This window comes from Flavobacterium aquariorum, assembly GCF_003254745.1.
In the GTDB taxonomy this organism is placed as follows: Bacteria; Bacteroidota; Bacteroidia; order Flavobacteriales; family Flavobacteriaceae; genus Flavobacterium; species Flavobacterium aquariorum.
This window is the reverse complement of record NZ_QKXH01000002.1, coordinates 358,930-373,071: the sequence shown is the minus strand read 5'-3', so window position 1 is coordinate 373,071 and position 14,142 is coordinate 358,930. Positions and strand designations below refer to the sequence as shown.

The following is a 14,142-nucleotide window of genomic DNA, read 5'->3' as shown; positions in this document are numbered from 1 at the left end:
CAATTCAATTCATTGTTTCCGAATTCTAGATTTCAATTTGTACTTTTGAAATTGCTAATAAAAAGAATTCGAAAGCCCAGTCAAATATGAAAATTGTACTCTCTCCAGCCAAATCACTAAACTTCGAACAAGAATTACCAACAACTCAACATACATCCTCTTCTTTCTTAAAAGAATCCCGTCAGGTCCACAAAGTTTTGAAGCAACAATCGCCAAAAAACTTATCCGAATTGATGTCGATTTCAGATAAATTGGCTGATTTGAACTGGAAACGCAACCAAGATTGGAAGACTCCTTTTACACCCGAAAATGCACGTCCAGCAGTATATGCTTTTGATGGCGATGTTTATACGGGACTGGATGCCTATTCGATTCCGATGGATAAATTAGAACAACTTCAAGATAGTTTGCGAATTTTATCAGGTTTGTACGGTTATTTGAAGCCATTGGATTTAATTCAGCCTTACCGACTTGAAATGGGAACGAAATTGCCCATTGGCGAAAGCAAGAATTTATATGAGTTTTGGAAAAAAAATATCACCGCTTCATTGAACAAAGAGCTTAAAAAAGGTGAATTGTTTATCAACTTGGCGAGCAATGAATATTTTTCGGCTGTGGATGTGAAGGCATTGAAGGTTCCGGTAATTACTCCAGAATTCAAGGATTACAAGGATGGGAATCTGAAAATAATCAGTTTTTTTGCCAAGAAGGCTAGGGGATTGATGGTACGCTATATCTTGGATACCAATGCACAAACTCTTGACGATTTAAAAGGATTCAATTACGAAGGATATCAGTTTGACGCCAATTTATCCAAAGGGAATAGCTTGGTTTTTACGCGATAGATTTTAGGTAGCAGTTTGCAGAAGGCAGATTTCAGAAAGCAGATTTCAGATTTGAGAAGAAAGCATAAGAAAGCTCCGAATTTCACTAATAAATAAGTGAGATTTGGAGCTTTTTTATAATCTGAACTCGCTATTTTTTTTAAATATCGGCAAAAAAGCGAAATATCTCTCTTTAGCCCCTATAGAAGTGGAAATCCTTTTTATTTTTTCTTTAAAAATAAGAAGATTGCAGCGGATAGCAGGACCAATGCCAGCTAAAATGCCTAATCTTTCTGCTCCTAATTATCAGCAAACTCAATTCTTAATTCTGCCTTCTGCCTTCTGCAAACTGCTATCTAAAACCTAGTGCATCGCCTCGGCAGGATCTATTTTGTTTTTTCCTTTTTTGATCAAAAGAATAAAAGGAATGCACAGTAAGAATAAGATTCCGAGATACATAAAGATGTCCATAAATGACAGCACAGAACTTTGTGCCATCACTTTCATTTCAATTACTTTATAGGCTTTTGACAGAGCTTCATTGGCTGTATATCCTTTGGCCATAAAACCCATTTGCAGTTGATGAACCGTTTGTTGTACTTTATAAGAAGACTGGTCAAGATATGAAATCAAATTCACGCGATGTTCCTGATTAAGCCTAGTGAGGTAAGTAGTAATAATGGCAATACCAAAAGAACCTCCCAATTGTCTCATCATTCCAGTAAAGGCTGCACCTTCACCAATATGTTTCCCTTTAAGGGTAGACAATGATAAAGTGGTAATAGGCACAAATAATAATCCCAAACCAACACCTCTAAGAATTAAAGGCCAAAACATGTGCTCAACGCCAGTATCTGGAGTCATTACACCACGCATTAAAAAGGTGAAAAGAAAAAATACTAGGAATCCTACTGCAACCATATAGGCTTGGGGTATTCCACGCTGAATCATTTTGCCAATAAAAGGCATCATTATACCCGTTGTTATGGAACTTGGGATTAACAATAAACCTGCATCGGTGGCTGTCCATCCTAATATAGATTGTGTGTATACTGGAATGATAAATGTCGATCCATACAATCCAAATCCCATAATGAAAGACATAATGGTTCCAATTCTAAGGTTACTGTCTTTTAATACTTTCAGGTTTACAATTGGATGCTTATAGGTGAGTTCCCGCCATATAAACAGGACTAAACCAAACACTGAAATTACGCTTAAGGCTACAATCATGCTGTCATTGAACCAGTCATCCTGCTGACCGTGCTCCAAGACAAACTGCAATGAACCGATGAAAGTTGCCAAGAGTCCAATTCCCCACCAATCGACTTGGTTTGCTTTTAGTTTGTCTCCATATTTTGGGCTTTTTACATAACCAATGGTTAATAAAGTTGCAATAATACCAATTGGAATGTTGATGTAAAAAATGAAAGGCCATGAGAAATGGTCAACAATATAGCCTCCCAATGGTGGTCCCAGTGTTGGCCCAACAATAACTCCCATTCCGTAAATTGCCTGTGCCATTCCTCTTTTGGCTACGGGGTAACTCTCTGTTATAATAGTTTGTGCAGTTACCAATAAGGCACCTCCACCCAAACCTTGTATGAATCTAAAGGCAACCAGTTCCCAAATATTGGTGGCATTTCCGCACAAAAAGGAAGCTACCGTAAAAATGACAATGGAGGTTGCAAAGTAATTACGGCGCCCAAATTGCTGTGACAACCAACTCGTCATTGGGATTACAATAACGTTTGCAATAGCATACGCAGTAATTACCCAGGCGATATCGGTTAGGGTAGCACCAAGACTACCTCTCATATTATTCAGGGCTACGTTTACAATCGTAGTATCTACAATTTCGAGCAAAGCACACATGATACAGGTTATCGTGATGATGACCCTGTTAATGCCGTATTCTACTAAATCGTCTTCTTGGTTTTGTACCATTTTGAATTTTTAATATGTAATGGTTTAAATTCCTTTAAATAAGTTTTTTTAAAACTTATTATTTCAAATGAACATCTACATCAGCGTTCATACCTGGGCGAAGCAATTTTATTTTTTCAGGATCGTTTGAAGCATTCAAGCTTATTTTTACCGGTAATCTTTGTATTGTTTTAACAAAGTTTCCTGTTGCGTTATCTGGAGGAAGTAATGAAAAACGAGATCCAGTTGCTGGTGAAAATGAAGTAAGCGTTCCTTCAAAATCGTAATCAGGATAAGCATCTACTTTTACAGTTACTTTTTGACCGATAACCATTTTGTTTAATTGTGTTTCTTTAAAATTAGCCACAACCCAAGCTTCATTGTTATTGATGATATAAAATAAAGATTGCCCTTGTTGAACCAATTGTCCCGGTTGAATGTCAATTTTTGAAACTTGTCCGTCAATAGCTGCAGTTACAACAGTGTAAGTCAAGTTCAATTGAGCCACTTCAAGTAATGCTTTTGCTTTTTTGATATTGGCTGCCGCAACTTCTGTTTGTTTATTGCTAACTCTTGATTTTGCTTCAATTACCGATTTTTGAAAAGAACTTGCTTTTTGTTGTTGTTGCAAAATACGCACTTGGCTTTCGGCTTCTTGTTTGGCTGCCAGTGCTTGTTCGTATTGTTGTTTAGTGATTGAGTGAGTTTTGTATAGGTTTTCGTAACGAATATAATCGCTATTTGCTCTTCCCAATCTAATTTTTGCAGTTTCAATATTTCCTCCAGCCGATTGTACATTGGCATCCGAAACAGCGATACTTGCCAAAGCACTTCCAATATCTTCTTTGGCTACTTCAAATCCACCTTCTGCAGCTATATAAGCAGCGTTTGCTTCTTCAATCTTTAATTGGTAGTCTCTTTTGTCAATGGTAAATAAGGTATCTCCTTTTTTTACATAATCATTGTCTTTAACATACACTTTACTGATATATCCCGAAACTCTTGGGATTATTGGATTCATGTTTTTCTCAATTTGGGCATCATCCGTTTCTTCGTGTCCTTGAGAATGAATGTATTTTATTGTTCCATAAGTTCCTCCAGCTAGGATTAAAACCGATAGGATTATAATGAATTTGGCGTTTGTTTTTTTCTTTTCCATGATATGGTATGGTTATATTTTTGAAAGGTTGAAGGTTTGTGATAGTTGTCCGGTCGCAGAAAGTAATTCGTAGTATTTTTGAATAACATCTACTCTGGCGATGGTTTCGGCTATTTTTGATTTCAGTTGTTCTACGTCTGCTTCCAATAAGTCATTGGTATCCGAAAGTCCGTTTTCGTATTTGTCTTTTACTATTCGGTAGTTTTCAGTAGCTTGTTCAACAGCTTGATTGTAAACCGCACTTTGTTTTATAGCCAAATCATAATTGGTAATCGCTTGTTGTACCTGAACTCTAATATTATCTTTTAATAACTCCTGAGTATTTTTTACTTCTAGCGCTTTACTTTCTGCAATTTTTACCTGAGTGCCATTTTTTAGAATACCGCTGACATCATAAGATATTCCAACACCAATAAACATTGCATTCTCTAATGTTACAACATTGTTTAAGTTCAAAGCGGCATATCCACCAGTCAAAGCGACGTTTGGATAGTAATCTCCTTTGGCTATTTTAATGTTGTCTTGGGTTGCCTTTTCCTGAAATTGTAAAGCTTCTAAATCTTTACGGTTTTGAAAAGCTGGTTGTTCATCTGTCGGTACAGAATTTTTCGGAAAGTTAATCAAATCACTTTCGGTTACAGCCAATCTTGTTTCTGACGGTAGTTTCAACAAAGTAACCAGATAGTAATTGATTATTTTTTCATTGTTCAAAGCTTCGTCAAGAGACAACTGAATTTTGGAAACTTGGAGCTGAGCTTTCAATAAATCATTTCTGGGAATGATTCCGTTTTTTTCCAAAGCTATAAAATCAGTAACACGTTGTTCGGCGCTTTTTTGATTTTCCTTTAATAATTCAATAGTTCTTTGTGCTTTATGCAAATTGGCATAGTAGTCTATGACTCTCATGGCAACATCTTCTTTAGTTTTGGATGCCATTGCATTTTCTGCTTGGAACAAATTGTCCTGAAGTTTTATGCCGTTTTGAATTTTCATCCCTGCAAAAATAGGTAGTTTCAAACTGGCTTGACCAATGAGCATTCTGTCAGGTACAGGAAATGATCCTGATCCAGCATCAAATTCTAATTTGACCGTTGGTTCAGTCAATTGAAGAAATTGTCCAGTAAGTTTTAAATCGGGATATTGTGTGTTTTTAGCCGATTGTAATTCTTGTTTTTTCGTCTCTACTTTGGTGCTGGCCAGTGAGATTTCATTACTTTTTGTCCAAGCCAATTGTATAGCATCTTCCAGCTTTAAATTGGTTTTGTCTTGGGCATTGATGGATGAAATTCCAATGAAGAACCCTCCAAAGAGCATTAAATAACTAACTTTCATATGTCAAGAGGGCTTTAATGGTTTGTTGAATGTGCATTGTTAAAGTTGTTTTTATATAGGTATTGTATTCTTCTTCGGTTTTTAGGTCTAATAGGTTTTCGTAAAAAGGCCTATTCAAATGAAAATGGAAATAAGTTCCCAGAATGGTTGTGGTAAGAAGAGGAATTACAATGTCTTTTCTGAAAATTCCTTTTTCCTGCCCATCTTGGATGATGGATTCGATTGATTTTAAATTTCCTTTTTTCAAATCAGTAAAAGCCTGAAGGTTAATAACTCTTTGACTTGAAGAAAATTCAAAGTGCATAATTTTGTATATGCATCTGTTACTGTTTATCTTATCAATATAAAGTTCAATAAGTTTTTGTATTTTTTGGAGTGGATCTAAATCTTCCAAAGTCAAAATGTCCAATTGAAGTTTAATATCTGTAACGCGGTTTAAAATAATGGCTTCCAATAATTGTTCTTTGGATCCAAAATAATAAGAAACCATGGCTATATTTATTTTGGCTTCCTTGGCAATGTCCCGTATCGAAGTGCCGTCAAATCCTTTTTCTGCAAATAGCTTTTCGGCTACTCCTAAAATTTGAATTTGTTTTTCGTTAAAATCCGTTTTCAAAGCTTTACTTTTAAATTCGGTACAAAATTAAACAACTGTTTAAATTAAACGATTGTTTAATTTTGTTTTAACTTTTTTTTAACAATTTATAATTCAGATATATATTTTTAGAAGAAGTCTTGGTTTTTTGAATTTTTACAAATAAATAATTGTAAGTGGTAAAATGTTTGAATTCAGATAATTGATACATTGGTTGAGTAGCTTTTTTTATATTTGTCCGCTAATTCATAGTGAAAAATAATGTATGAATAAACGAAATCAATATATTGTTAATGCAATCACTTTGTATCGAATTGTTGCTGCACCGATACTATTGGTTTTAATTTTTGCAAAACAATTAGACCTATTTAAGTGGTTACTTGCAATTAGTTTTTTTACCGATTTAATTGATGGTTACCTTGCAAGAAAATGCAAGGCAGTAAGTATTCTAGGTTCTCGACTCGATTCCATTGGTGACGATCTTACTGTGCTGGCGGCTGTAATAGGATTGTTTGTTTTTAAAAGTGAATTTATCAATAAGGAGTTTGTAATTTTAATGATGCTTTTTTTTCTTTATGCATTTCAAACACTGTTTGCATTGATTCGTTACAGGAAAATCTCAAGTTTTCATACTTACCTTGCCAAATCGGCTGCAATATTACAGGGAGCATTTTTTATTCTGATTTTTCTTTTACCGGAACCCTTATATTTTTTATTTTATATTGCAGCTGCTGTTACAGGTATTGAATTAACAGAGGAAATAATTCTGGTAGCTTTACTTCCGAGATGGGAAGTAAATGTAAAAGGATTGTTTTGGGTTTTGAAAAGAGAAAAACATAGTAAAACCTAATTTTTAGCAGGCTTCATAAATTGTAGTCAAGATATTTTTTGCTGCCACTAACCACTCTTTTTATATTTTCTACTTTTTTAATTCTTAGCAAATAAAGACTTCTATGATAAATGTTGTTTATTTTAGACTATTTTTTTCTTTGATGGGAACCCATATTTCTTCCTCCGAATTTGGGTCGTCTTTTTTATATTTTGCTCCCAATATTTCAAAATGGGGTCTGTGGTCCAAATCGTATTTTGAATTGGGAATCCAAGTTCTGAAGATATAGTCAAAAATAGCGATGTCGTGTCCTTTAAGTTCAAAAACAGCATAAAGCCCACCAGATAGGAGAAAAGATTCCATCTCAGCTGGCATGTTGTCAAAGTCTGTCACTTCAAGAGTCGCCCATTTTTCGAAAACAGTGTTGGGATTGAAAGCTTCAAAATAGTTTGGTTCGTATACTTGAACCGCAAAAAGATCCGAACTGATTGGATTAATAATTTCTGCACGTTTTGGCATGAAACTCCTCCACAGTTCATGTGTTTTGTTATCAGTAAGAGATGTTTTAATTCGTTTACCAATTAATTTCTTTTTGGATAAAATTTCAATTCTGGGAATCATTGTAAACTATTTATTAATGGATTTTTTTAAGCAAACGCTAGTTTCAATATTTTCGTATTGTCCGTAATTTGGAATAATCGTATAACCATTTTTCTGATACAGTGCGATGGCTTCGGGATTGTTTTTTCCAGTTTCCAGAACGCAGTTGGTATAATAGGTTTCGCTTGCCCAAATTTCCAGTTCTTTTAAAACTGCACTTGCAATTCCTTTTCCCCGATAATCGGGATGAACAAACATTCTTTTTATTTCGACAGTATTCGAATCAAATTCCTTGAAAGCACCGCAACCAATCGCTATATCTTGCTCATAAAAAACCACAACATGATTGATTTTGTCGAGAGTATTATGCTGGGCATAAAAACTATGATCTTCACCATCTCTACTTCTCAAAACTTGATCAAGTAAAACGACCAGTTTTCGAAAATCGATGTTTTCGGAGGTTGTTCTTGTTGTTGTCATGCTGTTTTTGTTATATGGTCCAACTATTGAATCGCTTTAACAAACTCCCCAATTTTACCAGTTCCGTTTTCCGTTAAATGGGTGATAAAAGCACTTCCAATTATCGCTCCTTTGGCAAACTGAGTCGCTTGATTGAAAGTTTCGGCATTATTGATGCCAAATCCAATGACTTGAGGGTTTTTCAAATTCATGTTTGAAATACGTTTGAAATAGACTTCCTGTGTGTTTCCAAAACCAGTTTGTGATCCCGTTACACTCGCCGAACTCACCATATAGATAAATCCATTCGAAACACTGTCAATAAAACGAATGCGTTCCTCTGAAGTTTGTGGCGTAATCAAAAATACATTGATTAATCCGTATTTTTCAAAAGTGGCTTTGTACTGGTCAGCATATACATCTACTGGAAGGTCGGGAATGATTAATCCATCGATTCCGATTTCGGCGCATTTTTTACAGAAATTTTCCACTCCATATTGCAACATCGGATTGAAATAACCCATAATAATTAGCGGAATATTTACGCTCTTGCGAATGTCTTTTAGTTGATCAAATAAGATTTGTGTCGTCATTCCGTTATGCAAAGCCTGTGTTGAGCTGGCTTGAATAGTTGGTCCATCGGCCAAAGGATCACTGAATGGCAATCCAATTTCGATCATATCTACGTCATTTTTCTCTAAATCCTGAATGATTTGTACGGTGTCATTCAAGTTGGGATATCCTGCCGAAAAGTAGATGGAAAGTATCTTTTTGTCTTCTTGTAGTTTTTGATTTATTCTATTCATTTTAATATATTTTTATCTTGGGATTTTCAAAATCCTATAGTTTTGTTTTTATATTTTATTAATCGTTGAGTGTTTTGCTTGTCCAACCAGAATGCTGTTTTTGTACAAGTAACAATCCAGAGCCTGAATTTTCCATTTGGGCAATCAATTCCCCTTTGTTGTTCCAAAAAGCAGAGCGACCACCTGATGGACTTCCGTAAGAGTCTCCTCCAAAATTTGCCATCAGCACGTTCATTTGGTACTGGAAAGCATAATTCTGTAGCGATTGGTGTGCTTGCGGAATCCCATTTGGTGAAAAGAAAATACTGGCAACATAGGTTGAACTATTTTTTTTGCTGGCATTTTCCGGATGTTTCGGATTGTCGATATCGGCACAAATGGCAAAGGAAATGCTTTCGTTTTCTATTTCTAGCATTGGATTGTAATCAAAAGAGGGTTGGAAATACATTTCTTCACCCGTATGCAAAAATTGTTTAGCGTATAATGAAACCGAATTATTTGGTGCAATGCAAAATTCGCCCAAAAACAATTTTGATTCTATTTGTATCGGAGCTCCTGCAATGATGGTGATACTATTTTCGTGAGCTAATTTTTTTAAATAATCCAATCGAGAATCATTTTCGGAAAAAGCCAATTGCGCGGCATCTTCTCTTTCATAACCAGTAATCGATAGCTCTGGAAATACGATTAATTGAGCTCCATTGGCTGCAGCTAATTTCACCAGACGATAATGGTCCAAAAGATTCGAATCGATATCTCTACGAATTGGTTTGGTTTGCGCAGCAGCTAAAATCATTTTTTCTTATTTTGTTTTAAATTTCCTTTTATTGTTTCTAAATGGCTGCACTATAAGCCCAGGCTTTCTGGTTCGATTGCAACGTTACTTCCACACGTTTGTAATGGAGTCCTTCATACAAATCTGCCTGATGGAGTTCTCTCATTGTGACATCATATAAAACCCCACTGATGGTGTCGTTAGAATCATTGGTTTCCATAATGATAGGATAATGCTCTATGCCAAATTCCTCTTCGATTTGGATTTCATTTAATTCATACCCAATCAATGTTTCTGGAGTTCCTTCAAGAATACGTCCAAAAAGGTTTTCTTGAACATCCTTGTCCTGTAAAGTCCCGTAAGCGAATAATTTTTGCATAGATTCTATTTTTGGAAATGTTAATTGTACCTAAATTTTATATGTATGTGGTGAGTGCGTTAGGGATGGAAGTGGAAATCCTTCCGATTTTTCTTCGGGAGATTGTAACGTACAGCCCGACCCTTGTGGTAACGCCCAACCAAGCTTTTGCGAATTGATCAAGTAAATCGTTATACTACAATTTGAAATAATCAATATAGGTGTTCAAATCCTTGTCGCCACGACCAGAAAGGCTGATGACAACAACATCGGTAGGTTTGAATTTTCTTTCTTTTAAAACCGCCAAGGCATGAGAGGATTCGATGGCAGGAATTATGCCCTCTAACTTGCATAATTCCAATCCGGATTCCATTGCGTCATCATCGGTTACGGAATAGAATTCGGCGCGTCCTGTTTGTGCTAGGTGAGCATGCATAGGACCAACTCCCGGATAATCCAGCCCTGCAGAAATCGAGTACGGTTCGGTAATTTGACCGTCGGGGGTTTGCATCAACAGGGTTTTGCAACCATGAATAATACCCACTTTTCCGAGTTTGCTGGTGGCAGCGCTATGGCCACTATTGACCCCTTTACCAGCAGCTTCTACGGCTATTATTCCAACTTGTTCTTGGTCAAGGAAATGGTAGAAAGTTCCTGCTGCATTGCTTCCTCCACCGATGCAGGCCACTACATAATCCGGATTTTCACGACCTTCTTTTTCTTGTAATTGCCATTTGATTTCTTCGGAAATGATGCTTTGAAAACGAGTTACCATATCTGGATAAGGATGTGGTCCGATTGCAGATCCAATAATATAATGCGTATCTACCGGATTATTAATCCAATCGCGAATAGCTTCGTTAGTTGCGTCTTTCAAGGTACGTGAACCCGAAAGTGCGGGACGAACGGAGGCCCCAAGCATTTTCATGCGAGCCACATTTGGAGCTTGACGCTCGATGTCGATTTCGCCCATATAAACGATGCATTCCAGCCCCATCAAAGCGCAAACTGTAGCAGTGGCTACTCCGTGTTGGCCAGCACCAGTTTCGGCAATGATGCGTTTTTTGCCTAGTTTTTGGGCTACCAATATTTGACCAATGGTGTTGTTGATTTTGTGTGCACCTGTATGGTTAAGGTCTTCTCTTTTTAGATAGACTTTGGTTCCGTATTTTTCCGATAACCTTTTGGCAAAATATAAAGGACTTGGACGGCCTACATAATCTTTTAGCAGCTGTTCAAATTCTTTGATAAAATCAGGTTCAGCAGTTATTTTTAAATACTGTTGACGTAATTCTTCTACATTTGGATATAACATTTCGGGAATGTAGGCTCCTCCAAATTCTCCGTAATAGCCTTTTTCGTTGACGTTGTATGACATTTTTTATTTTTTAATTGTTGAGATGCACTGCAATGCATCTTTACATAATGATGTGTTTTTTAATCCAGGTTCAATTTCAAATTTACTGTTTATATCGATGGCATAAAGCGGTAAATTGGTTTTCAAAATTTCTTTTATCGAGTCCAATTCGGCAATTCCGATTCCGCCACTAAGGAAGAATGGTTTTGGCGATTGGTATTTTTCTAATATTTTCCAATCGAAAGTGGTTCCGTTTCCGCCGGGCAATTTTCCTTTGGTATCAAAAAGAAAATAATCACAGACGGATTCATATGGTTTCAAAACGCTAAAATCAAAATTTTCGTCTGCCGAAAACACTTTGATAATTTCAATGGAAGTACCAAATTTACTTTTTAATTCCGAACAAAATTCAACCGATTCCTGACCATGTAACTGAACAGCTTGCAAATTGTATTTCGTTACTTTTTCTTCAATTACAGAAATGCTTTCATTGACAAAAACTCCTGTTTTTTTAATTGATTTTGGTAATTCTGGTATATCTCCGTCAAAATAGCGAGCCGATTTTGGCCAAAAGATAAATCCCATATAATCGGGAAGGAGCGAACCTACTTCGAGTATATTGTCGGGATATTTCATGCCACAGATTTTGAGTTTCATTTTTTTTAGGTTTTAGTTTATAAGGTTTAGAAAAGTTTATATGGTTTAGAGATTGACATAAACTAAACTTTCTAAACTCATACCCATTCTAAACTTTTTACAATTTTGATATAAATTCCGTTGCCGCTTTTCCTGCATTATCGGTTTTCATAAAGTTTTCACCAATTAAAAATCCTTTATAACCATAAGGCTTCAATTCGTTTATGGCTTCGATAGAGCTGATACCACTTTCGGAAACTTTTACAAAATCATTAGGGATTTTTGAGGCTAGTTCTTTGCTGAATTCCAAACTCACTTCGAAAGTTTTTAGGTTTCGATTGTTCACGCCAATCATATCCAAAGTAGGCATTATTGATTTTTCCAATTCTTCTAAATTATGAACTTCCAATAATACTTCCAAGCCTAAACTTTTGGCAAATTCAGATAATGATTTGATTTCGTCTCTGGTCAAAACGGCTGCGATAAGCAAAATCAGATCGGCTCCGTGAGCTTTGGCTTCTAGGATTTGGTATTCATCCACTATAAATTCTTTTCGCAAAAGCGGAATGTTTACAGAAGCTCTTGCCAAAAGCAAATCGTCTAGAGATCCGCCAAAATACTTTCCGTCCGTCAAAACCGAAATACCACAAGCACCAGCACTTTCATATCCTTTGACTACTTCTTCAACTGTAAAGCTTTGATTTATAATTGCTTTTGAAGGGGAACGGCGTTTGTGCTCCGCAATGATTCCGGAGTTACTGTTTCGCAAATTTTGACTTAAAGAAATTGTTTCTTTTCCAAAGAAAACCGAAGCTTCCAACTGTGAAACCGGAATGATGGATTTTTTGAGAAGAACTTCTCTTTTTTTGTCGATTATGATTTTATCTAGTATGTTCATCTTAAAAGTTTAGAAGGTTTAGAAAGGTTATGGGTTTAGACTAAACTTTCTAAACTCATCCCCATTCTAAACTATTTTTATTTACTTAATTCTTGTAATTTATTCAAAGCTATCAATCCTTTTCCTGAAAGTAAACTTTCTTTGGCTAATTCAAAACCTTCCAGTGGTGAGCATTTAGTAACTGTTGCAATCGCTATTCCAGCATTGGCACAAACTACATTGTTTTGAGCTTCATTTCCTTTTCCGGAGATGATATTCATAAACATTTCAGCTGATGCTTCGATGGTTTTTCCGCCTTCAATTTCGTTTTGTTCCAAAAGTGGAACGCCAAAATCAATAGGATTTAGCATTCTTTCTTGTGTACTTGTAATCATTTTTGTAGGGCCAGTCAAAGAAACTTCATCGTAACCATCTAAGGAATGTAAAATCGTAAAATTAACTGGGGTGTTTTGGTACAAATAACTATACATTCTTGCCAATTCAAGATTGAAAACTCCAACCAATTGGTTTTGCGGAAACGATGGATTTACCATTGGACCAAGCATATTGAAAAAGGTTTTAACCCCTAATTCTTTTCGGATAGGTCCCACATTTTTCATGGCAGGGTGAAATAAAGGCGCATGTAAAATGGCAATTCCGGCTTTGTCGATACATTTTTCAATAAAAGTACTGTCGTTGCTGAATTTTACTCCCAATTTCTCCATCACATTACTCGAGCCTGAAATGGAAGAAACACCGTAATTACCGTGTTTGGCGACTTTTATTCCAGCTCCGGCGGCTACAAATGAAGCTAAAGTCGAAATGTTGAAAGTGTCTTTTCCGTCACCTCCTGTACCGCATAAATCGATGGTGTTGTAATCGGATAAATCAACTCGAATACACAATTCCAAAAGTGCTTCCCTGAATCCCGCCAATTCTTCAATACTGATACTTCGCATCATATATACGGTCAAAAATGCTGAAATCTGACTTGGATTATAACTCCCGCTGGAAATATTTACCAATACGTTTTTAGCTTCCTCTTTGGTGAGAATTTCGTGGTTGATTAATCTGTTTAATATGTTTTTCATTTTTTATATAGATGCTAAGATTCTAAGTGACTAAGATTTTAAGTTTTTATTTCTAAATTTGGCTACTAACTAAATACTGGAAACTGCTTACTTTTTTAGTGTTCATTTCCTTGATAAATCCACATTGGTTCGGTATTCCCGGCACGTTCAAAACCATTTTTTTTATAAAAATCCACAGCTTTTCCATCGGCAGTGAGCATTTGCATGTGAAAGTGACTGTATTTTTCCTGCATTTTGTCAACTATCATTTTTCCAATTCCTTTTCCTTGATATTCTGGTAGGACTAATAAATGTGGGTAATAAACCGTTAAATGTCCGTCGGAAATGGCATTTCCAAGTCCGACTAATTTATTGCCTTCCCACGCAGTAATCAATGTTTCGGAATTTAATAAACCATTGTACAATTGTGATGGTTTATTAGCAGAACTCCAATTATTTGCTTTATAAAGTATTAATATATCATCAACGTTTATGTCTCTTGTTTCGGAAATTTGTATGCTCATTTTAGTTTTTATTTT

At 35.9% G+C, this 14,142-nt stretch carries 16 protein-coding genes; 2 read left to right on the top strand and 14 right to left on the bottom strand.

Annotated features, from left to right (window positions below):
- Positions 1 to 86 precede the first annotated feature (86 nt).
- Positions 87 to 845 (top strand): peroxide stress protein YaaA, encoded by a 759-nt coding sequence (yaaA, locus tag DOS84_RS04245; protein ID WP_111408868.1) that lies wholly within the window; start codon positions 87 to 89, stop codon positions 843 to 845.
- A 342-nt stretch (positions 846 to 1,187) separates the two neighbouring features.
- On the opposite strand, the gene DOS84_RS04240 is transcribed toward yaaA, so the two are convergent.
- The 4 genes from DOS84_RS04240 to DOS84_RS04225 are packed head-to-tail and all read right to left on the bottom strand — an operon-like array spanning position 1,188 to position 5,857.
- A complete protein-coding gene (locus tag DOS84_RS04240) occupies positions 1,188 to 2,771 on the bottom strand; it encodes an MDR family MFS transporter (protein ID WP_111408867.1) in 1,584 nt (527 codons plus the stop codon).
- A gap of 58 nt (positions 2,772 to 2,829) precedes the next feature.
- Positions 2,830 to 3,909 carry an HlyD family secretion protein gene (locus tag DOS84_RS04235; protein ID WP_111408866.1) on the bottom strand — a complete coding sequence of 360 codons (1,080 nt, stop codon included), beginning with the start codon at positions 3,907 to 3,909 and terminating at the stop codon, positions 2,830 to 2,832.
- Between the two features lie 12 nt (positions 3,910 to 3,921).
- A complete protein-coding gene (locus DOS84_RS04230) occupies positions 3,922 to 5,241 on the bottom strand; it encodes a TolC family protein (protein WP_111408865.1) in 1,320 nt (439 codons plus the stop codon).
- On the bottom strand, positions 5,231 to 5,857 hold the full coding sequence (locus DOS84_RS04225; RefSeq protein ID WP_111408864.1) for a TetR/AcrR family transcriptional regulator: 627 nt from the start codon (positions 5,855 to 5,857) through the stop codon (positions 5,231 to 5,233). Before DOS84_RS04225 ends, DOS84_RS04230 begins: the two co-directional genes overlap by 11 nt.
- Before the next feature lie 244 nt (positions 5,858 to 6,101).
- On the opposite strand from DOS84_RS04225, the gene DOS84_RS04220 reads away from it, so the two are divergent.
- Positions 6,102 to 6,686 (top strand): CDP-alcohol phosphatidyltransferase family protein, encoded by a 585-nt coding sequence (locus DOS84_RS04220; protein WP_111408863.1) that lies wholly within the window; start codon positions 6,102 to 6,104, stop codon positions 6,684 to 6,686.
- 117 nt (positions 6,687 to 6,803) lie between these two features.
- On the opposite strand, the gene DOS84_RS04215 is transcribed toward DOS84_RS04220, so the two are convergent.
- The 10 genes from DOS84_RS04215 to DOS84_RS04170 all read right to left on the bottom strand — a co-directional run bounded on the left by DOS84_RS04215 (position 6,804) and on the right by DOS84_RS04170 (position 14,127).
- Positions 6,804 to 7,286 carry a GyrI-like domain-containing protein gene (locus DOS84_RS04215; protein ID WP_111408862.1) on the bottom strand — a complete coding sequence of 161 codons (483 nt, stop codon included), beginning with the start codon at positions 7,284 to 7,286 and terminating at the stop codon, positions 6,804 to 6,806.
- A 6-nt stretch (positions 7,287 to 7,292) separates the two neighbouring features.
- Positions 7,293 to 7,745 (bottom strand): GNAT family N-acetyltransferase, encoded by a 453-nt coding sequence (locus DOS84_RS04210; protein ID WP_111408861.1) that lies wholly within the window; start codon positions 7,743 to 7,745, stop codon positions 7,293 to 7,295.
- 23 nt (positions 7,746 to 7,768) lie between these two features.
- A complete protein-coding gene (trpA, locus tag DOS84_RS04205) occupies positions 7,769 to 8,530 on the bottom strand; it encodes a tryptophan synthase subunit alpha (protein ID WP_111408860.1) in 762 nt (253 codons plus the stop codon).
- A gap of 58 nt (positions 8,531 to 8,588) precedes the next feature.
- Entirely contained in the window at positions 8,589 to 9,326 is a 738-nt protein-coding gene (locus DOS84_RS04200) for a carbon-nitrogen hydrolase family protein (protein ID WP_111408859.1), read from the bottom strand.
- A 37-nt stretch (positions 9,327 to 9,363) separates the two neighbouring features.
- Positions 9,364 to 9,684: a gamma-glutamylcyclotransferase family protein gene (locus DOS84_RS04195; protein ID WP_111408858.1), complete on the bottom strand. Its 321-nt coding sequence runs from the start codon at positions 9,682 to 9,684 to the stop codon at positions 9,364 to 9,366.
- A gap of 175 nt (positions 9,685 to 9,859) precedes the next feature.
- On the bottom strand, positions 9,860 to 11,041 hold the full coding sequence (gene trpB, locus DOS84_RS04190; protein ID WP_111408857.1) for a tryptophan synthase subunit beta: 1,182 nt from the start codon (positions 11,039 to 11,041) through the stop codon (positions 9,860 to 9,862).
- Positions 11,042 to 11,044: 3 nt separating this feature from the next.
- Positions 11,045 to 11,677 carry a phosphoribosylanthranilate isomerase gene (locus tag DOS84_RS04185; protein WP_111408856.1) on the bottom strand — a complete coding sequence of 211 codons (633 nt, stop codon included), beginning with the start codon at positions 11,675 to 11,677 and terminating at the stop codon, positions 11,045 to 11,047.
- Between the two features lie 97 nt (positions 11,678 to 11,774).
- Positions 11,775 to 12,554: an indole-3-glycerol phosphate synthase TrpC gene (gene trpC / locus DOS84_RS04180; RefSeq protein ID WP_111408855.1), complete on the bottom strand. Its 780-nt coding sequence runs from the start codon at positions 12,552 to 12,554 to the stop codon at positions 11,775 to 11,777.
- A gap of 77 nt (positions 12,555 to 12,631) precedes the next feature.
- On the bottom strand, positions 12,632 to 13,624 hold the full coding sequence (gene trpD, locus DOS84_RS04175) for an anthranilate phosphoribosyltransferase (protein WP_111408854.1): 993 nt from the start codon (positions 13,622 to 13,624) through the stop codon (positions 12,632 to 12,634).
- A 95-nt stretch (positions 13,625 to 13,719) separates the two neighbouring features.
- A complete protein-coding gene (locus DOS84_RS04170; protein WP_111408853.1) occupies positions 13,720 to 14,127 on the bottom strand; it encodes a GNAT family N-acetyltransferase in 408 nt (135 codons plus the stop codon).
- Positions 14,128 to 14,142 lie beyond the last annotated feature (15 nt).